Genomic DNA, 25,067 nt, shown 5'->3' with positions numbered 1-25,067 from the left:
AGGCAGCGGGCCAGACGTCTACAGCGCGCAGGAGTTGACCACGTCTCCGGCCGCCGGCTTCGCGACCGTCCGGTCCGCGGGCGGACGCACGCCACGCTCCACCCATGAGACGAGCTCGTCGAAGGCGGACCGGTAGCAGGGCAGGATCGGCCGGAGCCGGTCCGGATAGGTGTCGTACAGACCGTCCACATGCGTGCCGCCGACGACGGTGACATAGCTGTGCAGCCGGCCACGTCCGCTCCCGTCGACCATGCGCGCGTACACGTCGGAGTCGGCGGCCTTCGGCAGCAGGGTGTCCAGATCGCCGTGCAGGGTGATCAGGGGGCGGCCGATGCGTCCGGTCAGGGCGACGCGGGCCACGGCGCGGTGCACGGAGGCGGGCCGGGAGGCGTAGTCGTAGGAGGCGTCGGAGGCGCAGGGCGCCAGGATCTCCTCGACCGTGCCGCCGGCCGAGGTTCCGGGGCAGGCCGGGTCGTACGCGGGGTCGAACTCGGCGCGGTAGATCTTCTGCGTGATGCCCCAGTAGGCCCGCTCGTGATAGGGCCACAGGAACTCGGAGCCGTGCGCGAATCCGGCCGCGTACAGTTCCTCGTCGCGTGCGGAGCCGAGCATGTGTGCCACGGCGGTCGGCAGGGAGGTGAGGAGGCTGGGGCCGTCCGACGTCCACAGCGCGCCCTCCCAGTCCACGCCGCCGTCGTAGAGCTCGGGGTGGTTCTCCAGCTGCCAGCGGGTGAGATACCCGCCGTTGGAGATGCCGGTCATGTACGTCCGGCGGGGAGCGTGACCGTACCGCTGGGTGACGGCCTTTCGTGCGGCCCGCGTCAGTTCGGTGGTGCGCCGGTTCCACTCGGCGATCGCGTCACCGGGCCGCCGGCCGTCGCGGTAGAAGTCGGCGCCGCTGTTGCCCTTGTCGGTCGCCGCGTAGGCGTAGCCCCGCGCCAGCACCTGGTCGGAGATCGCCGTGTCCGTCGCGTACTGCTTGCGGGTCCCCGGGGCCCCGGTCACCACGAGGCCGCCGTTCCACCGGTCCGGCAGCCGGATCACGAACTGCGCGTCATGGTTCCAGCCGTGCGTGGCGTTGAAGCGGGAGGAGTCCGGGAAGTAGCCGTCGATCTGGATGCCGGGGACCCCCGACGGCGTCCGGGTGTCGCGGGCGGTCAGCCCCGCCTGGTCGGCCAGGTCGGTGTACGGCGTACCGGCGAGGCCCGTCGTCGTCAGATCGTCGAGACACGCGGCCTGCTGGAGGGCGGCACCCGGTACCCGCACACGATCCTGGCGGGCGCAGTGCTGCTCGCCCCCCGTCGCGGCTGAGGCGGGGCCGGGGCCGCCGAGGGCCGCGGCCAGCAGGGTGGCGGCGAGAAACGGAACGGCTCTGGACAGGCGCATGAGAGCACTCCTGGCGGAAGGGGACGAGCACATGAGGGAAACGAGGCCTCGAGGGCTGCCCCATCGTGCGGTCCCGGCTCCGCCTCATCCATGGGTCGGCACCACATGGAACGCCGCTGCCGTATGGGTCCCGACACCAGGGACCCGGCCGTGGCCGAAGCCGACGGGCGCATGCCATCGGCTCGCATCACGCCTGGACGCATGAGGCTTCACCGTGGCAGCGTCATGCGGCGTCAGCGGGCTCAGCTGGGGCGTACCGCCATCTTGTCGAGCGCCTCGAGGAGGCCCGGCAGCTCAGGTCCGCGGCCCACCGGCAGGACCTCACCCGGCTCGTCGTCCAGCAGCACGAAGGCGATGTCGTCCGTCCGGGCGACGAGGGACCAGCCGGGGCCGTCCGCCCGCAGGGTGCGCGCGTCACCGGAGGCGAAGGACGAGCGGACACGGCCCAGCGGAGGCGGGGAGTCCACGTACGCGCGTGCCTCGGCCAGGACTCGCCGGATACCGCTGTGCCCTCCCGGCGCGGCGGGCCTGTTCTCGCCCTGTTCGCCGTCCTTGCCTTGTTCGCTCTCCTCGGGTGCCGCGGCGTCGGCGGCGGTCCCCGCAGGGGCGAAGGCGCCGTCGTCGATCTGCTCGCGCCACGTCGCCCACTGGAGAGCGATCTCGTCGGCGCCCAGCCGCCGCTGGGCCGGTCCCCACACGCTCGTGTCCGGCGGGGTCAGCGGCGGGCCGTCCGCGATCTCGGGGTCCGGGTCGTGCGGCGCGGGCACGTTGGGGGCGGCGACGGCGACGGCGAGCGGCCAGCCGGGAAGGGCGGCCACGACCGTGCGCTCGTCCGGCGACAGGTCGTACTCCATCCCGCAGTCCCAGGACGCGATGGCCACGGCCACCAGGGAGACGTCGTCGATGACCACCGTCCATCGCGCGCCGTCACCGTCCTGGCCGAGCACCAGGCCGTAGCCCTCTGCGAGCGGCGCGAGTCCGAGCGCCGCGCAGGCCTCGGGATAGTCGTCGCCCAGCACGCTCGGGAACTTCGCCGGCGTCAGCAGCACCGCCGTGAGCACATAGAGCGCATCGTCCGCGGCGGCGACGGCCTCCTCGTCCGTCCCGGCCATCCCAGCCTCCCCATCGGTTCGTCCATCGGCGCGCACCCTAGTGCGCCCGCAAGCCCCTTGTCACGACTCCGAGACACCCCGGGCCTGCAGGTTTCCGGCCGCACAGGGCGAAATCGACCGCGAACGGCACCCATGGCGCGGCCCATGTCACGTCGTCGGGAGCCCCAGGAGCGCACGCGCGACGGCCTGCGGAGACTCGTCGCGCTCGCGGGCCAGCGTGAGGACGGCCCGGCAGGCCAGCTCGCTCACCCCGAAGGACAGGGCCTCCGGGGACACCCAGCCACTGGCCTCGTCGATCCGCTCCTGGTCGTCCGCCGTGCGCGCCGAGACGTACACGGCGGCGGCCTCGAACAGATTGTGCGTGCCGGACTCCTTGCCGCTGTCCTGCTCGAGACGCAGAGAGCGGAAGACTCTGGCGCACGACTCACGCAGCCTGCTCCACATGTGGACACCTTCCCCCTGGAGGACGAATGACCGTGCAGGACCAACCAGACGCGGACGAAAAGAGAGCCGCGGACGAAACGAGAGCGTGCACGAACGAAAGCTCGGGCGAAGGGACGTGACGACGGACGTCGAACGCTCATCCACCCACCCCAAAGTAGGAGTTGCGGTCGTCGCCGCATAAGGGGGCCTCGGCGCGGCGACGGTCGCCGGGCGCCGCCTCCGGGCCGGGACCGTCACGGTCCGGCCGCGCCCGAGGCGTCAGGACGTCCGTACCGCCAGGGCCAAGAAGCGGTCGTCCTCGTCGACGTACGACGTCATGCGCCACCCGGAGCCGGCCAGGAGCGGCCGCAGGTTCGCCTCGGCGCGCAGGTCGTCCGGGGTGAGCTGCCGGCCGTGCCGGGCCGCCAGCGCCGCCCGGCCGATCGGATGGAACAGCGCCAGCGTGCCGCCGGGCCGCACGACCCGGGCCAACTCGCGCAGGTCGTCCGCCGGACGCGGCAGGTGCGCGATGAGGCCCGCGGCGAACACGGCGTCCACCGCCCCCGGCCGCAGCGGCAGGGCGGCCACGTCGGCGAGCAGCAACCGCCCCTCGCGGTCGCGTCCGGCGCGCCTGGCGGCCTCCAGCATGGCCGGGGTGAGATCGACGCCCAGGACCACACCCGAGGCGCCCACGGCGGCGCGCAGGGGCGACAGCGCGCGCCCGGTGCCGCAGCCCGCGTCGAGCACACGATCACCCTCGCCCAGACCCAACTCGGCGACGGCCGCGGCGTAGGCGGGGCCGTCGTCCGGGAACCGGCTGTCCCAGCGGTCGGCGCGGGCGGTGAAGAACTCCTGCACATGTGTGTGGTCGTCGCTCATGCACCGCATGATCCCTCACCGGCACGGATGACGCCGCTGTGCACACGTTCGAACCCCATGCGGTCGTTCCGGCGCATCTCCGGGTCATATTCCAACACCTTTCGAAATGCGCCCCCTTCGTGCTCCCGTGCCCCCGCTAGCGTCCCGGGGCCATGGGACACCTGGACCACGCCGCCCTCGGCTGGCTGACCCCCGCCCTGTCGTACGCGATGGCCTGCACGGGCGCCGCGCTGGGACTGCGCTGTACCGTGCGCGCGCTCGGCGCCGGCGGCCGCTCCCGCCGCAACTGGCTTCTCACCGCGGCCTCGGCGATCGGCACCGGCATCTGGACCATGCACTTCGTGGCCATGCTGGGCTTCAGCGTCAGCGGCACCGACATCCGCTACGACGTCCCGCTCACCGTGCTGAGTCTCGTCGTCGCCATGGTCGTGGTCTGCGGTGGTGTCTTCGCCGTCGGCTACAGCAGGGACCGCACGCGCGCGTTGCTCCTCGGCGGCCTGACCACCGGGGTCGGTGTGGCGAGCATGCACTACCTGGGCATGGCCGCCGTACGGCTCCACGGTGACATCACCTACGACCCCGCCCTCGTCGGACTCTCGGTCCTGATCGCCGTCGCCGCGGCGACGGCCGCGCTGTGGGCAGCGCTCAACATCAAGTCCCCGGTCGCGGTCGCCGTCGCCTCCCTGATCATGGGCGCGGCGGTCAGCAGCATGCACTACACCGGGATGTTCGCGGTCCGCGTGGACGTCGTCCCGGCCGGTGGGGTTCTGCCCGGGGCCACGGCGATGCAGTTCATCTTCCCCCTCGCCGTCGGCCTCGGGTCCTACCTCTTCCTGACCTCCGCCTTCGTCGCGCTGTCGCCCGCCGCGGGAAAACGGGAGGCGCCCGCGCCGGCCCCGCGCCCCGTGGGACGGACCACCGGCTGACCGTGCCCACGGGGCCCGTACGGCCCACCGGAGCAGGTCCCCGAACCACTCCCGATCGAGGAGGCCATGCGTACCCCCCGTAGCAGCACCGCAGCCGACGCCGGAACCCCGTCCCCGCCTCCCGTGCGCGGACGCCGCGCGCACGCCGGACCACCGGCCGACGAAGGTCCCGAGGACCCATCGGGCGCGAGCCCCGACACCGCGTCCGCGCGCGCCCTGCGTCCCCGCACGGTCCGCGCCAAGATCGTCTGTCTGCTGATGGTCCCGGTCGTCTCGCTGCTGGCCCTGTGGGCCTTCGCCTCCGTCACGACGGCGCAGGACGTCGCCCGGCTGCGCCAGCTCCAGCGCGTGGACGACGGGATCAGGAATCCCGTCACGGCCGCCGTGGCCGCGCTCCAGGCCGAGCGCACGGCGGCCGTGCGGTACGCGACCGATCCGTCCCCCGGCCGTGCGGCGGACTTCAAGGAGCTCTCGGAGGACAGCCGTGCGGCGGTGGCGAAGCTGCGGCTCGGGAAACGCAACACCGTCGCCGACGGCGAGGAGTTCCCGACCGGGGTGGCCCCGCGGCTCACGACCTTCGTCACCGGCGCGGAGCGCCTCAGCGTGGTGCGGGACGACGTCCTCGACCGCCGCTCCGGCTGGCAGGGGGCGTACGGGCGCTACACGGAGACCATCGAGTCCGCCTTCGCCGTGCTGGGCGCGCTCACCGGCGTCCAGGACGCCGAACTCGGCTCCGACGCGCGCGTGCTGCTCGAATTCGCCCGCGCGGGAGAGGCGCTCGCCCAGGAGCAGGCGGTGCTGGACAGCGCCCGCCTCGCCGGACGCCTCGACGGCACGCGGCTGCGGCTGTTCACCGGCGCCGTCGGCACCCGCCGTACCCTCACCGCCTCCGCCGTCGCCGATCTGCGCGGCAGCCGGCGCGCGGCCTGGCAGCGGCTCGCCACCGGCGACGACTACGCGACCGTCACCGCCCTGGAGGAAACGGTCACCGCCACCCGGCCCGGCTCACCGGCTCCGGCGGCCGACGCGGGTCCAGGGGCCGGCTGGAGCGCGGCACACGCGCGCGTGCAGGGCGCGATGCGCACCATCCAGCAGGACGCCGGACGCGCGGTCGCGGAGCGCGCCGACCCGTTCACCAGGGGGCTGCTCACCCCGGCCGGCGCCGCCGTGCTCTTCGGCCTGCTCGCCGTCGTCGCCTCGCTCGTCATCTCGGTGCGCATCGGACGCGGGCTCGTCGTGGAACTGGTGACCCTGCGGGACACGGCTCTGGAGATCGCCCGGCACAAACTCCCCGAAGCCATGCGGAGGCTGCGGGCCGGCGAGGAGATCGACGTCCGCGGCGAGGCACCGCCCGGGCCGCCCGCCGAGGACGAGGCCGGTCAGGTCGGCGAGGCCCTGAACACCGTGCACCGCGCGGCGCTGCGGGCGGCCGTGGAGCGCGCCGAACTCGCCAGCGGTGTCTCGGGGATCTTCGTGAACCTCGCCCGCCGCAGCCAGGTCCTCGTGCACCGCCAGCTCACCCTGCTGGACAGCATGGAGCGGCGCAGCGACGACCCGAACGAACTGAGCGACCTTTTCCGGCTCGACCACCTCACCACCCGTATGCGGCGCCATGCGGAGAGCCTGATCATCCTCTCCGGCGCGGCCCCCGGGCGGGCGTGGCGGATGCCGGTCTCCCTCACCGACGTGGTGCGCGCGGCCGTCTCGGAGGTCGAGGACTACGCGCGCGTGGAGGTACGCCGGCTCCCCGAGGCGTCCGTCCTCGGTGCCGCCGTCGCCGACCTCACCCACCTCCTGGCCGAACTCGTCGAGAACGCGGCCCAGTTCTCGCCCCCGCACACGCGTGTGCGCATCACCGGTGAACCCGTCGGCAACGGGTACGCCGTCGAGGTCGAGGACCGGGGCCTCGGGATGGGCAAGGAGGCCCTCGCCGAGGCGAACCGGCGCATCGAGCAGTCCGAGGCGCTGGACCTGTTCGACAGCGACCGCCTCGGCCTGTTCGTGGTGAGCCGGCTCGCCTCCCGGCACGGCATCAAGGTGCACTTGAGCACCTCACCGTACGGCGGCACCACCGCCGTCGTACTGCTGCCCACCGCCCTGCTGCACGACAGCCCGGCGGAACGTTCCACCCAGGACACGGCCCACGCCGAGCGGCCCGCCGAACACGACTACGCGCGTGTGCCCGTCACCGAACGGCGCCAGGAGTCCGTCCCCACCGCCGCCGAACGCCCCGCCCTCGTGGCCCCCGCGCCGGCCGCGCCCGAGCCGACCCGCACCCCACCCCCCGGAGTCACGACCTTGCGACTTCACCGGCCCCCGGACGACCCCGGCACCACCGAGGACCTGCCCCGCCGGGTCCGGCAGGCGAGCCTCGCACCCCAACTGCGCGAACGCCACGCGGACGACACCGCCCGGACGGCACCGGCGGAGCGGCCCGACCAAGGGCGCACCCCTGAAGTCGTCAGGGACCGCATGGCCGCCTACCGCGACGGGTGGGCGCGCGGCGGCGGCCGACCACCCGGCAGTGACACCTCATCCGACCCCGCACAGCGCCACGACGGCACCGAAGGAGACCTCGCATGATCCCGGACCCGAGCATGAGGGGCGCCGGCCGGTCCGGCGAACTCGACTGGCTGCTGGACGACCTGGTCGCGCGCGTGAGCGAGGTACGGCACGCCGTCGTGCTCTCCAACGACGGGCTCGCGGTGGGCTCGTCGTCCGACCTGCGCCGCTCCGACGCCGAACATCTCGCCGCCGTCGCCTCCGGATTCCACTCCCTCGCCAAGGGCACCGGACGGCACTTCGGGGTCGGCGGAGTGCGCCAGACCATGGTCGAGATGGACGACGCCTTCCTCTTCGTGGCGGCGGCGGGCGATGGCTCCTGCATCGCCGTCCTGACCGCCGTGACCGCCGACATCGGCCTGGTGGCCTATGAGATGGCTCGGATGGTCAAACGGGTCGGCGAGCACCTGCGCACCCCGACCCGCACCACCACCCGGCCGCCCGCCGGGGGATGAGACCGAAGGGCGGCCGGCGCACATGAACGAGCAGGACCCGGACACCCGGCGCGAGCAGGGCAGTCAGTGGTACGACAACGAGGCCGGGCCCCTGGTACGGCCGTACGCGGTGACGGGCGGACGCACCAGGCCCGGCCCCACCGGGGTGACGTTCGACCTGATCGCCCTCGTCACCCTGGCCACCGCCGCACCCGGCACGGACGACGACAGCACGCTCGGGCCGGAACACCGTGCCCTGATCGAACTGTGCCGCCCGGAGACCCAGTCGGTCGCGGAACTGGCGGCGGGCGCCGACCTGCCCGTCGGCGTGGTCCGCGTGCTCCTCGGCGATCTGCTGGAACGCGGGCGGGTCACCGTCAGCCGCCCGGTCCCCCCTGCCCGTCTGCCCGACGAACGCATCCTGCGCGAGGTCATCGAGGGCCTGCGTGCGCTGTAACGCCGGACGTCGAGGGGAGAGCGGGGCGTGAGATTTCCGAACCCAGGCGGTCCGTACGGCCTCCCACGCGCACGCGTACGGACATCGAACAGGTACGAGACGGTCGCATCGGGCAAAAACCGGTCCAACCCCACGAAGAGAAGGGCCCGTTGTCATGATGCTGACTTCGCGCAGTGACGTCGACCTATGCCGGCACTCCAGAGAGAAGTGAGCGATGGTCTCCGAGCACTCCGACGCCTTCGACGGCGACAACTCCGCCCTGGCGTTGAAGATCCTTGTCGCCGGCGGGTTCGGCGTGGGCAAGACGACCCTGGTGGGCGCGGTCAGCGAGATCAAACCGCTGCGCACCGAGGAACTGCTCAGCGAGGTGGGGCAGTCGGTGGACGACACCGACGGCGTCGACCACAAGGTTACGACGACGGTCGCCATGGACTTCGGGCGCATCACCATCCGGTCAGGGCTGTCCCTCTACCTCTTCGGCACCCCCGGCCAGGACCGCTTCTGGTTCCTGTGGGACGAACTGTCCCAGGGCGCCCTGGGAGCCGTGGTCCTCGCGGACACCCGCCGGCTCGAAGACTGCTTCCCCGCCGTCGACTTCTTCGAGCACCGGCACATCCCGTTCGTCGTGGCCGTGAACTGCTTCCCCGGCGCCCGCGCGTACGGCGCCCAGGACGTCGCCCGCGCCCTTGACCTGGACCCGGGGACACCGGTGGTGATCTGCGACGCCCGGGACCGCGACTCGGGGAAGGAGGTGCTGATCCGCCTCGTCGAGTATGCCGGGCGGATGCACACCGCCCGACTGCTCGACTCCGTCGGCTGACCGACCCGCCTGCGTGCCGGCGGATCAGTCGGCGACGTCGCGCTCCGCCAGCACCTTGTCGATCGTGACGCGGACGAGGAGTTCGCCGGGCACGCCGTTGCGCGCCCCGAACTCCTCGGCCCGCTCCTCGCCCATGTAACGCGCCCCGATCCGCCCGGCCCAGTGCCGCAGCTGGTCCAGATCCTCCGACACGCGCGCGCGTCCCTGGATCACCACGAAGGCGTACGGCGGACGGTCGTCGTCCACGCACAGCGCCACCCGGCCGTCACGGACCACGTTGCGACCCTTCACGCTGGACGCGGCGGTGTTGAACACCAGCTCGTCGCCGTCCAGCACGAACCAGATCGGTGTCACGTGCGGGCTGCCGTCGGCCCGCACCGTGGAGAGTTTTCCGGTGCGGGTGCCCTGCGAGACGAACGCCCGCCATTCGTCCTCGGTCATCTTCTTCGCCATGCCTCCCATCCTCCTTGCCCGAGGGCCGGATGGTCCGGAATGGTGTCGAAGAGTTCCTCCGGTGCCGGAGGGCTCATCTACACGGGGAGACCGGACCATGGCGCAGAACCAGAAACTCGGCTGGCTGCTGGACGAGCTGACACAACGCGTCGACCATGTGCGGCACGCGCTGGTGCTGTCGAACGACGGACTGGTGACCGGAGCGAGCAAAGGGCTGAGGCAGGAGGACGCCGAGCACCTCGCCGCCGTCTCGTCCGGACTGCACAGTCTGGCCAAGGGCTCGGGACGGCACTTCGGGGCGGGTGGAGTGCGTCAGACGATGATCGAGTTCGACGACGCCGTCCTGTTCGTGACCGCCGCCGGGTCGGGCAGCTGTCTGTGCGTGCTCAGCGGCGCGGAAGGCGACATCGGCCAGATCGCCTACGAGATGACCCTGCTCGTCAACCGGGTCGGTGAACACCTCGACGTGGACGCGCGGCTGCCCGGGGCCGCCCCGCTCACAGACCTCTGACGCAGACCGCTGACACAAACCACTGACGCATACGTCTGACCTGCTGATTCGTCGACCCCGGCGAAGTTATCCACAGGCCCGCCACGACGGACGGCGGCCGGGCTACATTTCTGTCACGGCACACGCACCGAGCGTGACCGACCGACTTCACGGGGGAGACACAGCATGGCTGGCGACACCATCACGACACCGCACGAGCGTCCCTTCACGCCGAGCCGCGCGGCCCGGGACCTCGGGCTCCGGCGAAGCGACCTCGACCTCGCCGTGCACCTCGGTCTGATCCGGACCGTTCCCGACGAGGGAGGCGGCGGCCGCCGCGTCACCCGGTCCGAACTGGACCGGGTGCGCTCGGCGGAGGGATTCCCGGACGCCCTGCTGGCCCGGGTCGAGGTCGTCGGGACGGCCGAGGCCGCACGGCTCCTGGACGTCCCGGCAGGCCGGTTCACCCGCCTCGCCCGCCTGGGTCTGGTCGTCCCCGCCAAGTGGTACCTGAATCGGTACCGCGCGGTCGTCTGGCTGTACCTCGCCCAAGAGCTGAGCAGGTTCGCCGCCGACGAGGAGGACTGCCCGCTCCTCAGGGCCCGCCGCATGCCCGAGGGGCCGCGGGCCCTGCTGGACGCGGGCGTGGACCTGCGGCCGCGCAACTGGCGGGGCAGGCACCGCGGCTTCCTGCTGCGCCAGTGCGACGGCCCGTGGGAGAGGGCCGGAGCGTTCGCCGCCTTCCTCGACCCGGTCGAGATCGCGGAGGCCGTCCCCGACCCCTACGAGCGGTCCCATCTGAACCGCTTCCGGCCGGGGCCACCGGTGGCCGGCACTCCGGGATCGCCCGCCGCGCGCATCGCCGAACGGATCATGACGGCCGAGGACGCGGACGAGGTCGCTCTGCTCAGGACCGAGTTGACCACGCTCGTACAGGAGGCGCGGGAAACACGGCCCGCGCCGCGCCCCACACCACGACGGGCGACAGCCCCGCCGCGGCCCCTCGCACCCCCGTCGGGAGGGCCGAAGGCGCCACGCGGGCTGCTGGGACGGCTCCGCCGCCGGCCCGCCGCGGCTACAGCGCCCTGAACAGCCCCTCCTGGACGACCGACACCAGCAGACGGCCCTCCCGGTCGTAGATCCGGCCCCGGGCGAGTCCCCGCCCACCGGTCGCGATCGGCGACTCCTGGTCGTAGAGGAACCACTCGTCCGCCCGGAACGGCCGGTGGAACCACATGGCGTGGTCCAGCGACGCCATGTCGAAGCCCCGCGGACCCCACAGGGGCTCGACCGGGATGCGCACGGCGTCCAGGAGCGTCATGTCGCTCGCGTACGTCAGCGCGCAGGTGTGCACCAGCGGGTCGTCGCCCAGCGGCCCGACCGCGCGCATCCACACCGCGCTGCGCGGATCGGCGCCCTTGACCTCGGCCTCGGTCCACCGCAGCCGGTCGACATAGCGGATGTCGAAGGGCTGACGCCGGGCCATCCGCTCCAACTGCTCCGGCAGCGCGCCGAGATGCTCACGGATCTCGTCGGCGACCGTCGGCAGCGTCTCGGGCGCCGGGATCTCACGGGCCGGCGGCAACTGATGCTCGAAGCTTCCCTCTTCGGGCTTGTGGAAGGAGGCGGTGAGATTGAAGATCGTGCGGCCCTGCTGCACGGCGGTGACCCGGCGGGTCGTGAACGACCTGCCGTCCCGGACCCGTTCGACCTGGTACACGATCGGCACCCCGGGCCGCCCCGGGCGCAGGAAGTACGCGTGCAGCGAGTGCACGGGGCGGTCGCCCTCGGTGGTGCGTCCGGCGGCGACCAGCGCCTGGCCGGCCACCTGGCCGCCGAAGACCCGCTGCAAGGACTCCTGCGGACTGCGGCCGCGGAAGATGTTGACCTCGATCTGCTCCAGGTCGAGCAGGTCGACGAGCCTCTCGGCCGGGTTGGTCGTCATGGGTGCGTCTCTCCTGAGGTCACAGCTGGCCGACGTCGGTGACACGGACGACCGCGCGGCCCTCCGCGTCGGATGCCGTGAGGTCGACCTCCGCGCTGATGCCCCAGTCGTGGTCGTCGTTCGGGTCGTCGAAGATCTGACGCACCCGCCACAGCCGGTTCGCCGGCTCCTCCTCGATCACCAGGAGCTTCGGGCCGCGGGCGTCCGGGCCGGTGCCGAGGTCGTCGTACTCGTCCCAGTACTTGTCCATCGCCTCGCCCCACGCGTCGGCGTCCCAGCCGGACTCCCCGTCCATCTCGCCGAGTTCCTCCACCTGGTCGAGCGCGGCGAGTTCCACCCGCCGGAACATGGCGTTGCGGACGAGGACCCGGAAGGCACGGGCGTTGGTGGTGACCGGCTTGACCTCGTCGGCCTTCTCCTGGGCCTCCTCCGCCGTCATCACCTCGGGGTTGGCGAGCTGCTCCCACTCGTCGAGCAGACTGGAGTCGACCTGGCGCACCATCTCACCGAGCCACTCGATGAGGTCCTGCAGGTCCTCGGACTTCAGGTCGTCGGGGATGTTTTGGTCGAGGGCCTTGAAGGCGCTGGCGAGGTAGCGCAGCACGATGCCCTCGGTGCGGGCCAGCTCGTAGAACGACACCAACTCCGTGAAGGACATGGCCCGTTCGTACATGTCCCGCACCACCGACTTCGGCGACAGCGGGTGGTCGCCGACCCACGGGTGGCTCTTGCGGTACGTGTTGTACGCGTGGAAGAGCAGCTCCTCCAGGGGCTTGGGGTACGAGATGTCCTGGAGACGCTCCATGCGCTCCTCGTACTCCACGCCGTCCGCCTTCATCGCGGCGACGGCCTCGCCCTTCGCCTTGTTCAGCTGGGCGACGAGGATCTGCCGCGGGTCGTCCAGGGTGGACTCCACGACCGACACCATGTCCAGGGCGTACGACGGCGAATCGGGGTCCAGCAGCTCGAACGCGGCCAGCGCGAACGTCGACAGCGGCTGGTTGAGCGCGAAGTCCTGCTGCAGGTCGACCGTCAGGCGGACGATGCGGCCGGTCGCGTCCGGTTCGTCGAGCTTCTCGACGATGCCGCCGTCCAGCAGCGACCGGTAGATCGCGATCGCGCGCCGGATGTGCCGCAGCTGCTGCTTGCGGGGCTCGTGGTTGTCCTCCAGCAGGTGCCGCATCGCCTCGAACGCGTTGCCGGGCCGGGCGATCACCGAGAGCAGCATGGTGTGCGTGACCCGGAAACGGGACGTCAGCGGCTCCGGCTGCGAGGCGATCAGCTTCTCGAAGGTGTTCTCCGTCCAGCCGACGAACCCCTCCGGGGCCTTCTTGCGGACCACCTTGCGGCGCTTCTTCGGATCGTCACCGGCCTTGGCGAGGGCCTTCTCGTTCTCGATGACATGCTCGGGCGCCTGCGCCACCACGAGGCCCGCCGTGTCGAAACCGGCCCGCCCGGCGCGGCCCGCGATCTGGTGGAACTCACGGGCGCGCAGCGTACGGACCCGGCTGCCGTCGTACTTGGTCAGGGCCGTGAACAGCACCGTGCGGATCGGCACGTTGACGCCGACGCCGAGCGTGTCGGTGCCGCAGATGACCTTCAGCAGTCCGGCCTGCGCCAGCTTCTCCACCAGACGCCGGTACTTCGGCAGCATGCCGGCGTGATGGACGCCGATGCCGTGCCGGACGTACCGGGACAGGTTCCGGCCGAACTTGGTGGTGAACCGGAAGTTGCCGATCAACTCGGCGATCTGGTCCTTCTCCTCGCGCGTGCACATGTTGATGCTCATCAGCGCCTGCGCCCGCTCCACGGCCTGCGCCTGCGTGAAGTGCACGATGTAGACCGGCGCCTGCTTGGTCTCCAGCAGTTCCGTCAGCGTCTCGGTGAGCGGCGTGAGGCGGTACTCGTAGGAGAGCGGCACCGGCCGGGTCGCCGAGCGGACCACGGCGGTCGGCCGGCCCGTGCGCCGGGTCAGGTCCTCCTCGAACATCGAGACGTCGCCGAGCGTCGCCGACATCAGGATGAACTGCGCCTGCGGCAGCTCCAGGATGGGAATCTGCCAGGCCCAGCCGCGGTCCCCCTCCGCGTAGAAGTGGAACTCGTCCATCACGACCTGGCCGACGTCGGCGTGCTTGCCGTCGCGCAGCGCGATCGACGCGAGCACCTCCGCGGTGCAGCAGATCACAGGGGCGTCGGCGTTGACGGAGGCGTCGCCCGTCAGCATCCCGACGTTCTCCGTGCCGAAGATCTTGCACAGCTCGAAGAACTTCTCGGAGACGAGCGCCTTGATCGGCGCGGTGTAGAAAGTGACCTCGTCACGGGCCAGCGCCGCGAAGTGGGCGCCCGCCGCGATCATGCTCTTGCCGGAACCGGTGGGCGTCGAAACGATCACGTTCGCACCGGAGACCACCTCGATCAGCGCCTCCTCCTGATGGGGGTAGAGCGTGAGACCACGCTCCCCGGCCCACGACTCGAAGGCTTCGTAGAGGGCATCGGGGTCGGCGGTCTGCGGCAGCTGATCGATGAGGGTCACCCACCCATCTTGCCTGCCCGGTGCCCGCACACGGGAATCGGCTGCGGAGAGGAAGATCGCGAGCGCTACGCTGTGTCGCCGACCGCAGGTCAGCGGACCCGGTCAACTGGACAGCGGCACACGAGGAATGGGGCGGGCGACGGCCATGATGGGACCAGCACACTCACTGTCGGGGGCCGCCGCCTGGCTCGGTGTCGGAGCGGCCGCCGCCGCCACCGGCTACGGAATGCCGTGGCCGGTGCTCCTCACCGGTGCGCTCATCTGCGCCGGGGCCGCGCTGGCGCCGGACCTCGACCACAAGGCGGCCACCATCTCGCGGGCCTTCGGGCCGCTGTCGCGCTGGCTCTGCGAGATCGTCGACAAGCTGTCGTACGCCGTCTACAAGAGCACGAGGAAGCCGGGCGACCCCCGGCGCTCCGGCGGTCACCGCACGCTGACCCACACCTGGCTGTGGGCGGCCCTCATCGGCGGCGGCACCTCGGCCCTGGCGCTGGTGGGGGACCGCTGGGCGGTGCTGGCGATCCTCTTCGTACACCTGGTGCTGGCGATCGAGGGGCTGTTGTGGCGCGCCACGCGGGGCGCGAGCGCCGATGTCCTGGTGTGGCTGCTCGCCGCCACCAGCTCGTGGATTCTCGCGGGCATCCTGGACCAGCCGGGGCACGGCTCGAGCTGGCTGTTCGTGGAGCCGGGCCAGGAGTACCTGTGGCTGGGCCTGCCCGTCGTGCTGGGTGCCCTGGTGCACGACATCGGGGACGCGCTCACGGTGTCCGGCTGCCCGATCCTGTGGCCCATCCCGGTGGGCCGCAAGCGCTGGTACCCGCTGGGCCCGCCGAAGGCCATGCGCTTCCGGGCCGGCAGCTGGGTGGAGCTCAAGGTGCTGATGCCGGCGTTCATGGTCCTGGGCGGCGTGGGCGGCGCGGCGGCACTGAACGTGATCTGACCGGCCCACGGCCCCGTTCACCGGGCCGTGGGCCCCTTCGCCCGGGCGCCGGATCAGCCGCCCTGGCCCTGACCGGCTCCGCCGCTCCCGTAGCGCCGCTCGAACGCGGCGACGCGGCCCTCGGTGTCCACCGTGCGGGCCTTGCCCGTGTAGAAGGGGTGGCTCTCCGAGGAGATCTCGACGTCCACGACCGGGTAGGTCTCGCCGTCGTCCCACTCGATGGTCTGCTCGCTGGTCGCGGTGGACCGGGTCAGGAAGGCGTAACCGGCGGCCCGGTCACGGAAGACGACCGGGTGGTAGTCGGGGTGCTTGTCCTGCTGCATGCGTACTCCTCGTGTGGCGGCTTCGGGCCGGAGGCGGAGGGGCCGGGGTGCGGGGTGGCCCGTGAGGGCACCGGGGGACGGGGCCCGCTGGTGACCGTCCGGTGCGGACCGGGCGGGGTGTCAGCCGGACAGGGCGTCCTCGTCGACGATGTGCATGGCGGCCTCCTCCGCGGACGCGGCCGCTCCGTCGATGCCGACGTCGGTGGCGACGAGCGCGCTCTCCTCGTCCTCGTGGGCACCCTCGTCCGGGGCCACGAGCCGTCCGGATCGCGAGCCCCCGACCTCCTCGTCGAGCAGTTCCCCGTCGGTGTCCTCGGCGTCCCCCATGCCGTCGCCGTCCGGAGGGGCGAGGTCGGGCAGCTCCTCGGCGAGCCGCTGGTCGAGGGTCTCGCCGCGATGGCGCTCGGCGGCGGTGACGCCGTCGTGCTCCACCGCCCAGGGACGTTCCGGAGGGGACCAGCCGCGATCCAGGGGGTCGTCGACGCCGTCCTCCTCCAGGGTGTCCTCGGCGTCGAGAAGCCCCGTGTCCTCACGCTGCTCGTCGCTGTCGGGCTGGTAGACGTCGTCACCCCATCCGTCGGCGCTGTTCACGGGTACCTCCAGGTGGTGGGGAAGGGCCCGAGGTCACCGCGGTCCACGGCGTGGCGCCGCGACGCGGGGCACAGGCCGCACCCGGCGCGAACCGCGAGGTTCCCGGGTGCTCCCCGAACCGGTGCCGATATCCAGCCTTCCACCCCTTTTCACCCCCGCGCAACGGCACGGCGTCGGTCCGTGGCCTTCCGGGGCCGGGCCGCGGACGGCGGCCCCGGCACCAGGACGGCCGCGCTCCGTGCGACCGGCGCCGCGCGCCCCAGGGAAGAGCCGACTCCGAGCGCGGCCAACCGGGTCAGCCGCAGGCCCCGGCTCCGGGCCCTGCCGACCGTCGGGCCCGCGCCTTGTCGCCCGAGCCGCGAAGACCGGCCCCGCCGGCAGCCGACCCAGCCGGCCCACCGAAACGCTGGACCGCCCCGCCGGCAGCCGACCCAGCCGGCCCACCGAAACGCTGGACCGCCCCGCCGGCAGCCGACCCAGCCGGCCCACCGAAACGCTGGACCGCCCCGCCGGCAGCCGACCCAGCCGACCCACCGAAACGCTGGACCGCGCCCCGCTGGGACCGCGCAAGGCCAGGCCGCCTCCGCCCGGGTCACCCCGCCACGCCCACCCCCTCACCGATGCCACGACCTCCACAGCGCCGCGTAAGCCCCGTCCGCCTCCACCAGTTCCGCGTGGCTGCCGAGTTCGCTGATGCGGCCGTTCTCCACGACGGCGATCAGGTCCGCGTCGTGGGCCGTGTGCAGGCGGTGCGCGATGGCGACGACCGTGCGGCCGTCGAGGACCCGGGCCAGCGAGCGTTCCAGGTGGCGGGCGGCCCGGGGGTCGAGGAGCGAGGTCGCCTCGTCCAGGACCAGGGTGTGCGGGTCGGCCAGCACCAGGCGGGCCAGCGCGATCTGCTGTGCCTGGGCCGGCGTGAGCGCCAACCCGCCGGAGCCGACCTCGGTGTCCAGGCCATCGTCCAGCGCCCGGGCCCAGCCGTCCGCGTCCACCGCGCGGAGCGCATCCCACAGCTCGGGGTCCGTCGCGCCGGTGCGGGCCAGCAGCAGGTTGTCGCGCAGGGAGCCCACGAAGACGTGGTGCTCCTGGTTGACGAGGGCCACATGGGCGCGGACGCGTTCGGCGGGCATTCGGGACAGTTCGGCGCCGCCGAGGGTGACGCGGCCGTCCCTGGGGGCGTAGATACCGGCGAGCAGCCTGCCCAGCGTGGACTTGCCGGCGCCCGAGGGCCCGACCAGGGCGAGCCGGGTGCCGGGCGCGACCTGCAAGGAGACCCTGCGCAGCACGTCGACGCCGTCCAGGTAGCCGAAGTGCACCTTGTCCGCGTGCACGTCCCGCCCGTCCGGCGTCAGCCGGTCGTCCCCGGCGTCCGGCTCGATGTCCCGGACGCCGACCAGCCGGGCCAGGGACACCTGCGCCACCTGCAGCTCGTCGTACCAGCGCAGCATCAGCCCGACGGGGTCCACCAGCATCTGGGCGATCAGCGCGCCGGTGGTCAGCTGGCCGACCCCGATCCAGCCCTGCAGGACGAACACCCCGCCGATGAGCAGCACGGAGGACAGGACGGTCACATGGGTGATGTTGATCGCCGGGAACAGCACCGACCGCAGCCACAGCGTGTAGCGCTCCCAGGCGGTCCACTGCTTGATGCGCAGGTCGGACTGTTCGATCCGGCGTGCGCCGAGCCGATGGGCCTCCACGGTGCGCCCGGCGTCCACGGTCTCGGTCAGCGCGGCGGCCACGGCGGCGTACCCGGCGGCCTCCGAGCGGTAGGCGGCGGGCGCCCGCCGGAAGTACCAGCGGCAGCCGGCCACCAGCAGCGGCAGCGCGACGAGGACGGCCGCGGCGAGGAGCGGGGCGGTGACGACGAGCCCGCCCAGCAGCAGGGCCGCCCACACCACGCTGATCGCGAGCTGCGGCACCGCCTCGCGCATCGCGTTGCCGAGACGGTCGATGTCGGTGGTGATCCGGGACAGCAGGTCGCCCGTCCCGGCCCGTTCCAGCACGCCGGGCGGCAGTCCGACCGACCGGACGAGGAAGTCCTCGCGCAGATCGGCCAGCATCCGCTCGCCCAGCATGGCGCCGCGCAGCCGCACCTGCCGGACGAACACGGCCTGGACGGCGAGCGCGGCCACGAACAGCCCGACGGTGAGCTCCAGATGGAGGTCGCGCTCGGCGACGCCGTCCGAGACCCGTTCCACCAGTCCGCCCAGCAGCCAGGGCCCCGTCATGGAGGCGACGACCGCGATGGTGTTCACGAGGACGAGGAGCAGGAACGCACGGCGGTGCCGGCGGAACAACTCGGCCACGTAGGCGCGTACGGTCGCCGGGGCGCCGACCGGCAGGGTGCTCGCTGTCGTCGGGGCCGCCGGGTCGTAGGCCGGGGGCGCAACGCCGATCATGCCGACTCCTCGATCTCTTCCAGTTCCTTCATGACGTCGTCCAGGCCGGACCCGGCGTGGACTTCGTCCAGGCCGGACGCGGCACGGACGTCGTCCAGGCCGGACGCGGCACGTGAGGCGGCCGGAAGACGGTCACGCCCGCCCGGCACCGGCGACGGCCGGACCCCCTCCTGGCTCGTATCCCGGTCCTGGCTCGTATCCCCGTCCTGGCGCGTGTCCCGGTCCTCATCTGGTTCGCGCGTCACCACGGTCCGGTACCGGGGTTCCGAGTCCAGCAGTTCGCGGTGGACGCCGACGGCGACGACCTCGCCCTCGTGGACGAGGACCACCCGGTCTGCGCGGTCCAGGAGGAGGGGTGAGGAGGTGAACACCACCGTGGTGCGCCCCGCCCTCAACTCCCGTATGCCGTGCGCGATCCGGGCCTCCGTGTGGGAGTCGACGGCCGAGGTCGGCTCGTCGAGGACCAGGACCTCCGGGTCCGTGACCAGTGACCGGGCGAGCGCGAGCCGCTGGCGCTGGCCGCCGGACAGGGACCGTCCGCGTTCGGTGATCCGGGCGTCCATCGGATCGGCGGCGCCGAGGGACCCCTGGACCAGCGCGGCCAGGACGTCCTCGCACTGGGCGGCGGCAAGTGCCGGTTCGGTGCCGACCGCCCCCGATCGCGGTACGTCGAGGAGGTCGCGCAGGGTGCCGGAGAGCAGCACCGGGTCCTTGTCCTGCACGAGGACGGCCGTGCGGGCGATGTCGAGCGGCACCTCGTCCAGCGGCACGCCGCCCAGCAGCACCGACTCGCCTTTCCCCGAGCCCTGCTCCGAGCGCGTCCCGGAGCCCGCCCCCGAGCCCTTCTCCGACGGGTGTCCGCCGAGCCGTTCGGCCAGCCGCCCGGCCGCGTCGGGGTCCCCGCACACGACGGCCGTGAGCCGGCCGGCCGGGGCGAGCAGTCCGGTCGCCGGGTCGTACAGGTCGCCGGACGGCGGTTCGGTCACGATCAGGGTGCCGTCGGTGTCGGTGGCCCGTTCCAGGGACAGCACCTTCGCGGCCCGCCGGGCCGACGGCCGGGAGAAGGAGTACGCCATCGCGATCTCCTCGAAGTGCCGCAGCGGATAGGTGAGGATCATGACCGAGCTGTAGACGGCGACGAGTTCACCGACGCCGATACGGCCCGCACCGGCGAGGTGGACGCCGTACCAGACCACGGTGATCAGCAGCAGGCCCGGCAGGAGGACCTGGATGGCGGAGATCAGGGACCACATGCGGGCGCTGCGCACCGCCGCGTGGCGCACTTCCTGGGAGGCCGCGCGGTAGCGGTCGAGGAAGAGTTCCTCGCCGCCGATGCCCCGCAGGACGCGCAGTCCGGCGACGGTGTCGGACGCCAGTTCGGTGGCGCGGCCGGCCTTCTCGCGCTGGACATCGGCCCGACGGGTGGCGCGGGGGAGCAGGGGCAGGACGGCGAGCGCCAGTACGGGCAGGCCGACCGCGACGACCACGCCGAGCGCGGGCTGATAGACGACGAGGCCCACGCAGACGACCACGATGGTGACCGCGGCCGCCGTGAAGCGCGACAGCGCCTCGACGAACCAGCCGATCTTCTCGACGTCGCCCGTCGACACGGCGACGACCTCGCCGGCCGCGACCCGCCGGGTCAGCGCCGAGCCCAGATGGGCGGCCTTGCGGGCCAGCACCTGCTGGACGCGGGCGGCCGCGGTGATCCAGTTGGTGACCGCGGCGCGGTGCAGGAAGGCGTCGCCGAGCGCGCTGCCCGCGCAGCACAGGGCCAGCAGCCCGCCCGCCAGAGCGAGCCGGCTTCCGGACCGGTCGACGACGCCCTGCACGGCGACGCCCACGCAGAACGGCAGCGCCGACACCGACAGGAAGTGGAGCAGTCCCCAGGCGAGTGCCTTGAACTGGCCGTCCAGCTGGTTCCTGAAGAGCCACCACAGGAAGCGGGGACCGGAGCGGGCGTCGGGCACACCCGGGTCGGCGTACGGAAGGTCTTGAATCTGCATGACGTCCCAGTGGCTCGTGACAGGGAGGGGGGAGGGGAGTACCGGTGCGGGGAGGGGGCCACGCACGGCGGCAGCAAACCGTGACAGGTTGACGTCGTGCCGTGGTCGCGCGCAAACGGTTTTCCACGGCGCCGTACGGATCCGGTCCGGGCCGGCTCCCGCCCGCGACCCGGTCGCGGTGCCACCATGGAGCGATGCGCATCCGCGGTACTCGACGGGTGGCGGCCGTGACGGCGGCCGCCGCGTCCCTCCTGATGGTCCTCACCGCGTGCGACGGCGCGCGGCCCGGCGCGGGCGCGGGCGCACAGGCCGACGAAGCGACCCGCACCCCCTCGGCCGGGGCGGCGGAGGCGACGCGTGTCCCCGGCGTCGGCGACCGCTGGCACACGCGCATCCCCGCCGCGTCCGAACAGGTCGTGGCGGTCTACGGGGAAGGCGTGAACTCACCCGACGCCACTGTCGTGTTCTACGAGAAGCGGGGCTCCACCTGGGCGCGGGCGCGCAGTTGGCCCGCGCACAACGGCAAGAAGGGCTGGACCACCGACCACCACGAGGGCGACAACCGCAGCCCGGTCGGCGTCTTCACGCTGAGCGACGCGGGCGGCGTACGCGCGGACCCGGGTGCCAAGTTGCCGTACACGCGTTCGCCGGCCTTCGCGGCGCCGCGCTGGTGGGCCGAGTCGCACTGGCACGACTTCGACTACGTCATCGCCATCGACTACAACCGGATCAAGGGCACATCCCCCAACGACCCCACCCGCCCCGAGGGCCGGCACAAGGGGGGCAGCATCTGGCTGCACATGGACCACGGCAGTGGTACGTCCGCCTGTGTCAGTCTGTCCGAATCGGGGATGCGGTATCTGCTCCGCACGCTCGACCCGGCCCGGCATCCTGTGGTGGTGATGGGGGACAAGGCGGACCTGCGGCGCTCGCACTGACACGGACGGGCCGGAACGACGGCCCGCCGACGCGCCACGCGCTCAGCACCCGTGGCCGCCGGTCCCCCCGTCCACCAGGGTGTCCAGGAGGACGCCCAGGACCGACCGCTGCTCCTCCGTCAGCGGCGCGAGGATCTCCTCCGCCGCCGACCGGCGCGCCCGGTGCAGCTCGCGGAGCGCGGCGCGCCCGTCGTCGGTGAGCTCGATCCGGATGACCCGACGGTTGGTCGGGTCGGGGGCCCGGCGCACCTTCCCGTTCGCCTCCAGCGCGTCGACCAGGGTCGTCACGGCGCGCGGGACCACCTCCAGCCGTTCGGCGAGGTCGGCCATCCGCGGGGGCGCGTCATAGTGCGCCAGGGTGCGCAGAAGGCGGGACTGCGCCGGAGTGATCCCGACGCCGCACTCCTGCAGGTGCCGTTTCTGGATCCGGTGCACCCGGCGGGTGAGGCGCAGCAGCTGCTCGGCGAGCGGGCCGTCGGCATCGGGCGTGGTCATGCGGGAACAATATCAGGACGACGTTCATTGTGAACATAGGTAACAATGAGCTAAGCTCCGGCAGTCCCAGCTAGACCGCACTCCCAGCCAGACCGCAGTCCCAGCCTGGCCGCAGCCGCAGCCGCAGCCGCAGCCGCAGCCGCAGCCGCAGCCGCAGCCACAGCCTGGCCGAAGTCTCAGCCCGGCCCCAGTGTCGGCCCGCCGGCGCTCTCCGCCCGCCCACCCCCGTAGGAGCCCATTGCATCCCGACCGTGAACCCGCCTGGACCCCTCCCGCCGCAACGGCCGAGCAGCCGCGGCAGGTCCGCCGCATCCTGCGGCTCTTCCGCCCGTACCGAGGCCGCCTCGCGGTCGTCGGCGTCCTCGTCGGCGCCTCGTCGCTGGTCGGCGTCGCCACGCCGTTCCTGCTCAAGGAGATCCTCGACGTAGCGATCCCGCAGGGCCGCACCGGGCTGCTCAGCCTGCTGGCGCTCGGCATGATCCTCAGCGCGGTCCTCACCAGCGTCTTCGGCGTCCTGCAGACCCTGATCTCCACCACGGTCGGCCAGCGCGTCATGCACGACCTGCGCACCGCCGTCTACGGCCGCCTCCAGCGCATGTCGCTCGCCTTCTTCACGCGCACCCGCACCGGCGAGGTCCAGTCCCGCATCGCCAACGACATCGGCGGTATGCAGGCCACCGTCACCTCCACCGCGACCTCCCTGGTCTCCAACCTGACCAGCGTGGTCGCCACGATCATCGCGATGATCGCGCTCGACTGGCGGCTCACCGTGGTCTCGCTGCTCCTGCTGCCCGTCTTCGTCTGGATCAGCCGCCGCGTCGGCAACGAACGCAAGAAGATCACCACTCAGCGGCAGAAGCAGATGGCCGCGATGGCCGCGACCGTCACCGAGTCGCTTTCCGTCAGCGGCATCCTGCTCGGCCGGACCATGGGCCGTTCCGACTCGCTGACCAAGGCGTTCTCCGACGAGTCCGAGCAGCTGGTCGACCTCGAAGTGCGCTCCAGCATGGCCGGCCGCTGGCGCATGGCGGTCATCACCATCGTCATGGCCGCCATGCCCGCCGTCATCTACTGGACCGCCGGACTGGCGCTCCAGGTCGGAGGCCCGCAGGTCTCCATCGGCACGATCGTCGCGTTCGTCTCGCTCCAGCAGGGCCTGTTCCGGCCCGCCGTCAGCCTGCTGTCCACCGGCGTGCAGATCCAGACCTCGCTCGCGCTCTTCCAGCGCATCTTCGAGTACCTGGACCTCCCCATCGACATCACCGAGCGCGAGGACGCCGTCCACCTGGACCGCGTCAAGGGCGAGGTCCGCTTCGAGGACGCCGAGTTCCGCTACGACGGCAAGGGCGGCCCGATCCTCGACGGCATCGACGTCACCGTCCCGGCCGGCAGCAGCCTCGCGGTCGTCGGCCCCACCGGCGCCGGCAAGTCGACCCTGGGCCACCTCGTGCCACGCCTGTACGACGTGACCGGCGGCCGCGTCACCCTCGACGGGATCGACGTACGCGACCTGGACTTCGACACCCTCGCCCGGGCCGTGGGCGTCGTCTCGCAGGAGACGTACCTCTTCCACGCCTCGGTCGCCGACAACCTGCGCTTCGCCAAGCCCGACGCCACCGACGAGGAACTGCATGCGGCGGCGAAGGCGGCCCAGATCCACGACCACATCGCCGCACTGCCCGACGGCTACGACACCGTCGTCGGCGAACGCGGACACCGCTTCTCCGGCGGCGAGAAGCAGCGCCTCGCCATCGCCCGCACCATCCTGCGGGACCCGCCGGTGCTGATCCTCGACGAGGCGACCAGCGCCCTGGACACCCGTACCGAGCAAGCCGTCCAGCAGGCCATCGACGCCCTGTCGGCCAACCGCACCACGGTCACCATCGCCCACCGGCTGTCGACCATTCGGGGCGCCGACCAGATCGTGGTCCTCGACGCGGGACACGTCGCCGAACGCGGCACGCACGAGGAGCTGTTGGCGCGCGACGGCCGCTACGCCGCGTTGGTCCGCAGGGACGCACAACTGGAGCCGACGGGGTGACGATATGCCGCTTTTGTGACGTTGTGCGGGTTACCGTTCCCGCATGTATCTGAACACTCCGTCACGGAGCACCATCCGACTCACGCGCCGGGGCCGAGTCGCCCTCATCGCCGCAGGCGCCGTCGTGGCCGGCACCGCCGTGGCGGTGCCGCTGCTGATCACGGGCGAGGAGGAACCGGCGCTGCCCAGCTCCCTCGTGATCCCGGCGGGCTGGCGCGCCACCCAGGTCTACGCGGCGGTCGACAAGGCCCTCGCCCTGCCGCCCGGCAGCACCAAGAAGTCCCTGGCCAAGGCGAACCTCAAACTGCCGAACGAGGCCGACGGCAACCCCGAGGGCTACCTCTTCCCGGCGACGTATCCGCTGGAGCGCGACGGCACCCGGGTCACCCCGGAAGCACTGCTGGCCGACATGGTCACCAAGGCCGGCCAGAAGTTCAGCGGAGCACCGATCGCCGCCGGGGCCCAGCGCAACGCCATGAACGTCTACCAGGCGGTCACGATCGCCAGCCTCGTCCAGGCCGAGGCCCCCGCCAAGGCGGACATGGCCAAGGTGGCCCGGGTCGTCTTCAACCGGCTCGAGCGCGGTATGCCGCTCCAGATGGACTCCACGGTCAACTACGCGCTGAACCGTTCCTCCGGCGCCCCGAGCCAGGCGGACACCCGGATCGAGAGCCCGTACAACTCGTACCAGCGCATGGGCCTGCCGCCGACGCCGATCGCCAGCCCGGGGGCCGACGCCATGCGCGCCGCCGTCAACCCGGCCGCCGGCGACTGGCTGTACTTCGTCACCGTCAAGCCCGGCGACACCCGCTTCACGGCCGACTACGCCGAACACCAGCGCAACGTGGCCGAGGCGAACGCGGCGCGGAAGGCCAGTCCCCCGGCGGCCCGGTGACCATCCGCGCGATGCG

General features: G+C 72.4%; 23 protein-coding genes. 11 read left to right on the top strand and 12 right to left on the bottom strand.

The window, feature by feature from the left end; translation table 11 throughout:
* Positions 1-18: 18 nt before the first annotated feature.
* The 4 genes from F8R89_RS04920 to F8R89_RS04905 all read right to left on the bottom strand — a co-directional run bounded on the left by F8R89_RS04920 (position 19) and on the right by F8R89_RS04905 (position 3,800).
* Positions 19-1,386 carry a tannase/feruloyl esterase family alpha/beta hydrolase gene (locus F8R89_RS04920; protein WP_151782805.1) on the bottom strand — a complete coding sequence of 456 codons (1,368 nt, stop codon included), beginning with the start codon at positions 1,384-1,386 and terminating at the stop codon, positions 19-21.
* 242 nt (positions 1,387-1,628) lie between these two features.
* Positions 1,629-2,498, bottom strand: coding sequence for a hypothetical protein (locus F8R89_RS04915; protein WP_151782804.1), 870 nt, complete (start codon positions 2,496-2,498; stop codon positions 1,629-1,631).
* Positions 2,499-2,645: 147 nt separating this feature from the next.
* Positions 2,646-2,942 carry a hypothetical protein gene (locus F8R89_RS04910; protein WP_151782803.1) on the bottom strand — a complete coding sequence of 99 codons (297 nt, stop codon included), beginning with the start codon at positions 2,940-2,942 and terminating at the stop codon, positions 2,646-2,648.
* A gap of 258 nt (positions 2,943-3,200) precedes the next feature.
* Positions 3,201-3,800 (bottom strand): class I SAM-dependent methyltransferase, encoded by a 600-nt coding sequence (locus tag F8R89_RS04905; protein WP_151782802.1) that lies wholly within the window; start codon positions 3,798-3,800, stop codon positions 3,201-3,203.
* 152 nt (positions 3,801-3,952) lie between these two features.
* On the opposite strand from F8R89_RS04905, the gene F8R89_RS04900 reads away from it, so the two are divergent.
* The 5 genes from F8R89_RS04900 (at position 3,953) to F8R89_RS04880 (ending at position 8,999) form a co-directional block, all read left to right on the top strand.
* On the top strand, positions 3,953-4,726 hold the full coding sequence (locus F8R89_RS04900) for an MHYT domain-containing protein (protein ID WP_151782801.1): 774 nt from the start codon (positions 3,953-3,955) through the stop codon (positions 4,724-4,726).
* A 66-nt stretch (positions 4,727-4,792) separates the two neighbouring features.
* Complete coding sequence (locus F8R89_RS04895; protein ID WP_151782800.1) at positions 4,793-7,309, top strand: sensor histidine kinase; 2,517 nt, start codon at positions 4,793-4,795, stop codon at positions 7,307-7,309.
* A complete protein-coding gene (locus tag F8R89_RS04890) occupies positions 7,306-7,743 on the top strand; it encodes a roadblock/LC7 domain-containing protein (protein ID WP_151782799.1) in 438 nt (145 codons plus the stop codon). The genes F8R89_RS04895 and F8R89_RS04890 overlap by 4 nt, the downstream gene beginning before the upstream one ends.
* Before the next feature lie 22 nt (positions 7,744-7,765).
* Complete coding sequence (locus tag F8R89_RS04885; protein WP_151782798.1) at positions 7,766-8,179, top strand: DUF742 domain-containing protein; 414 nt, start codon at positions 7,766-7,768, stop codon at positions 8,177-8,179.
* Positions 8,180-8,393: 214 nt separating this feature from the next.
* Positions 8,394-8,999 carry a GTP-binding protein gene (locus F8R89_RS04880; protein WP_151782797.1) on the top strand — a complete coding sequence of 202 codons (606 nt, stop codon included), beginning with the start codon at positions 8,394-8,396 and terminating at the stop codon, positions 8,997-8,999.
* 24 nt (positions 9,000-9,023) lie between these two features.
* Here the strand turns inward: F8R89_RS04880 and F8R89_RS04875 are convergent, their stop codons facing one another.
* The gene (locus tag F8R89_RS04875; RefSeq protein ID WP_151782796.1) at positions 9,024-9,452 is read right to left on the bottom strand and encodes a PPOX class F420-dependent oxidoreductase; all 429 of its coding nucleotides are present in this window, start codon (positions 9,450-9,452) and stop codon (positions 9,024-9,026) included.
* A gap of 97 nt (positions 9,453-9,549) precedes the next feature.
* On the opposite strand from F8R89_RS04875, the gene F8R89_RS04870 reads away from it, so the two are divergent.
* Both F8R89_RS04870 and F8R89_RS04865 read left to right on the top strand, forming a co-directional pair.
* The gene (locus tag F8R89_RS04870; protein ID WP_151782795.1) at positions 9,550-9,963 is read left to right on the top strand and encodes a roadblock/LC7 domain-containing protein; all 414 of its coding nucleotides are present in this window, start codon (positions 9,550-9,552) and stop codon (positions 9,961-9,963) included.
* A gap of 165 nt (positions 9,964-10,128) precedes the next feature.
* Entirely contained in the window at positions 10,129-11,031 is a 903-nt protein-coding gene (locus F8R89_RS04865; RefSeq protein ID WP_151782794.1) for a DUF6397 family protein, read from the top strand.
* Here the strand turns inward: F8R89_RS04865 and F8R89_RS04860 are convergent.
* Together F8R89_RS04860 and F8R89_RS04855 are read right to left on the bottom strand one after the other, a co-directional pair.
* Complete coding sequence (locus F8R89_RS04860) at positions 11,018-11,887, bottom strand: acyl-CoA thioesterase (protein ID WP_151782793.1); 870 nt, start codon at positions 11,885-11,887, stop codon at positions 11,018-11,020. The two genes, F8R89_RS04865 and F8R89_RS04860, sit on opposite strands and share 14 nt — an antisense overlap.
* Positions 11,888-11,906: 19 nt before the next feature.
* Positions 11,907-14,420 carry a DEAD/DEAH box helicase gene (locus tag F8R89_RS04855; RefSeq protein WP_151782792.1) on the bottom strand — a complete coding sequence of 838 codons (2,514 nt, stop codon included), beginning with the start codon at positions 14,418-14,420 and terminating at the stop codon, positions 11,907-11,909.
* Positions 14,421-14,565: 145 nt separating this feature from the next.
* Here F8R89_RS04855 and F8R89_RS04850 point away from each other — a divergent pair, with 145 nt between their 5' ends.
* Complete coding sequence (locus F8R89_RS04850) at positions 14,566-15,360, top strand: metal-dependent hydrolase (protein WP_151782791.1); 795 nt, start codon at positions 14,566-14,568, stop codon at positions 15,358-15,360.
* 53 nt (positions 15,361-15,413) lie between these two features.
* Here F8R89_RS04850 and F8R89_RS04845 read toward each other — a convergent pair whose 3' ends face one another.
* The 4 genes from F8R89_RS04845 to F8R89_RS04830 all read right to left on the bottom strand — a co-directional run bounded on the left by F8R89_RS04845 (position 15,414) and on the right by F8R89_RS04830 (position 20,682).
* Positions 15,414-15,683 carry a type B 50S ribosomal protein L31 gene (locus tag F8R89_RS04845; protein WP_151782790.1) on the bottom strand — a complete coding sequence of 90 codons (270 nt, stop codon included), beginning with the start codon at positions 15,681-15,683 and terminating at the stop codon, positions 15,414-15,416.
* Between the two features lie 120 nt (positions 15,684-15,803).
* On the bottom strand, positions 15,804-16,274 hold the full coding sequence (locus F8R89_RS04840; RefSeq protein WP_151782789.1) for a DUF5709 domain-containing protein: 471 nt from the start codon (positions 16,272-16,274) through the stop codon (positions 15,804-15,806).
* 614 nt (positions 16,275-16,888) lie between these two features.
* Positions 16,889-18,676, bottom strand: a complete 1,788-nt coding sequence (locus tag F8R89_RS04835) for an ABC transporter ATP-binding protein (RefSeq protein ID WP_151782788.1) — start codon at positions 18,674-18,676, stop codon at positions 16,889-16,891.
* Positions 18,673-20,682 carry an ABC transporter transmembrane domain-containing protein gene (locus F8R89_RS04830; RefSeq protein ID WP_151782787.1) on the bottom strand — a complete coding sequence of 670 codons (2,010 nt, stop codon included), beginning with the start codon at positions 20,680-20,682 and terminating at the stop codon, positions 18,673-18,675. Before F8R89_RS04830 ends, F8R89_RS04835 begins: the two co-directional genes overlap by 4 nt.
* A gap of 194 nt (positions 20,683-20,876) precedes the next feature.
* On the opposite strand from F8R89_RS04830, the gene F8R89_RS04825 reads away from it, so the two are divergent.
* Complete coding sequence (locus F8R89_RS04825; protein ID WP_192806047.1) at positions 20,877-21,620, top strand: L,D-transpeptidase family protein; 744 nt, start codon at positions 20,877-20,879, stop codon at positions 21,618-21,620.
* Positions 21,621-21,662: 42 nt separating this feature from the next.
* Here the strand turns inward: F8R89_RS04825 and F8R89_RS04820 are convergent, their stop codons facing one another.
* Positions 21,663-22,115 carry a MarR family winged helix-turn-helix transcriptional regulator gene (locus tag F8R89_RS04820; RefSeq protein ID WP_151782786.1) on the bottom strand — a complete coding sequence of 151 codons (453 nt, stop codon included), beginning with the start codon at positions 22,113-22,115 and terminating at the stop codon, positions 21,663-21,665.
* A 238-nt stretch (positions 22,116-22,353) separates the two neighbouring features.
* Here F8R89_RS04820 and F8R89_RS04815 point away from each other — a divergent pair, with 238 nt between their 5' ends.
* On the top strand, positions 22,354-24,156 hold the full coding sequence (locus tag F8R89_RS04815; protein WP_151782785.1) for an ABC transporter ATP-binding protein: 1,803 nt from the start codon (positions 22,354-22,356) through the stop codon (positions 24,154-24,156).
* A 43-nt stretch (positions 24,157-24,199) separates the two neighbouring features.
* Positions 24,200-25,051, top strand: a complete 852-nt coding sequence (mltG, locus tag F8R89_RS04810) for an endolytic transglycosylase MltG (protein WP_151782784.1) — start codon at positions 24,200-24,202, stop codon at positions 25,049-25,051.
* Positions 25,052-25,067 lie beyond the last annotated feature (16 nt).

The sequence above is a fragment of the Streptomyces sp. SS1-1 genome (assembly GCF_008973465.1).
Taxonomy (GTDB): Bacteria; Actinomycetota; Actinomycetes; order Streptomycetales; family Streptomycetaceae; genus Streptomyces.
The sequence above is the reverse complement of the archived record's forward strand: the minus strand, read 5'-3'. Positions and strand labels throughout refer to the sequence as shown.

Coding starts and splice junctions, on each gene's coding strand:
- F8R89_RS04920 (WP_151782805.1), bottom strand. CDS start 1,386: ATGCGCCTGTCCAGAGCCGTTCCGTTTCTCGCCGCCACCCTGCTGGCC.
- F8R89_RS04915 (WP_151782804.1), bottom strand. CDS start 2,498: ATGGCCGGGACGGACGAGGAGGCCGTCGCCGCCGCGGACGATGCGCTC.
- F8R89_RS04910 (WP_151782803.1), bottom strand. CDS start 2,942: ATGTGGAGCAGGCTGCGTGAGTCGTGCGCCAGAGTCTTCCGCTCTCTG.
- F8R89_RS04905 (WP_151782802.1), bottom strand. CDS start 3,800: ATGAGCGACGACCACACACATGTGCAGGAGTTCTTCACCGCCCGCGCC.
- F8R89_RS04900 (WP_151782801.1), top strand. CDS start 3,953: ATGGGACACCTGGACCACGCCGCCCTCGGCTGGCTGACCCCCGCCCTG.
- F8R89_RS04895 (WP_151782800.1), top strand. CDS start 4,793: ATGCGTACCCCCCGTAGCAGCACCGCAGCCGACGCCGGAACCCCGTCC.
- F8R89_RS04890 (WP_151782799.1), top strand. CDS start 7,306: ATGATCCCGGACCCGAGCATGAGGGGCGCCGGCCGGTCCGGCGAACTC.
- F8R89_RS04885 (WP_151782798.1), top strand. CDS start 7,766: ATGAACGAGCAGGACCCGGACACCCGGCGCGAGCAGGGCAGTCAGTGG.
- F8R89_RS04880 (WP_151782797.1), top strand. CDS start 8,394: ATGGTCTCCGAGCACTCCGACGCCTTCGACGGCGACAACTCCGCCCTG.
- F8R89_RS04875 (WP_151782796.1), bottom strand. CDS start 9,452: ATGGCGAAGAAGATGACCGAGGACGAATGGCGGGCGTTCGTCTCGCAG.
- F8R89_RS04870 (WP_151782795.1), top strand. CDS start 9,550: ATGGCGCAGAACCAGAAACTCGGCTGGCTGCTGGACGAGCTGACACAA.
- F8R89_RS04865 (WP_151782794.1), top strand. CDS start 10,129: ATGGCTGGCGACACCATCACGACACCGCACGAGCGTCCCTTCACGCCG.
- F8R89_RS04860 (WP_151782793.1), bottom strand. CDS start 11,887: ATGACGACCAACCCGGCCGAGAGGCTCGTCGACCTGCTCGACCTGGAG.
- F8R89_RS04850 (WP_151782791.1), top strand. CDS start 14,566: ATGATGGGACCAGCACACTCACTGTCGGGGGCCGCCGCCTGGCTCGGT.
- F8R89_RS04845 (WP_151782790.1), bottom strand. CDS start 15,683: ATGCAGCAGGACAAGCACCCCGACTACCACCCGGTCGTCTTCCGTGAC.
- F8R89_RS04835 (WP_151782788.1), bottom strand. CDS start 18,676: ATGATCGGCGTTGCGCCCCCGGCCTACGACCCGGCGGCCCCGACGACA.
- F8R89_RS04830 (WP_151782787.1), bottom strand. CDS start 20,682: ATGCAGATTCAAGACCTTCCGTACGCCGACCCGGGTGTGCCCGACGCC.
- F8R89_RS04825 (WP_192806047.1), top strand. CDS start 20,877: ATGCGCATCCGCGGTACTCGACGGGTGGCGGCCGTGACGGCGGCCGCC.
- F8R89_RS04820 (WP_151782786.1), bottom strand. CDS start 22,115: ATGACCACGCCCGATGCCGACGGCCCGCTCGCCGAGCAGCTGCTGCGC.
- mltG (WP_151782784.1), top strand. CDS start 24,200: ATGTATCTGAACACTCCGTCACGGAGCACCATCCGACTCACGCGCCGG.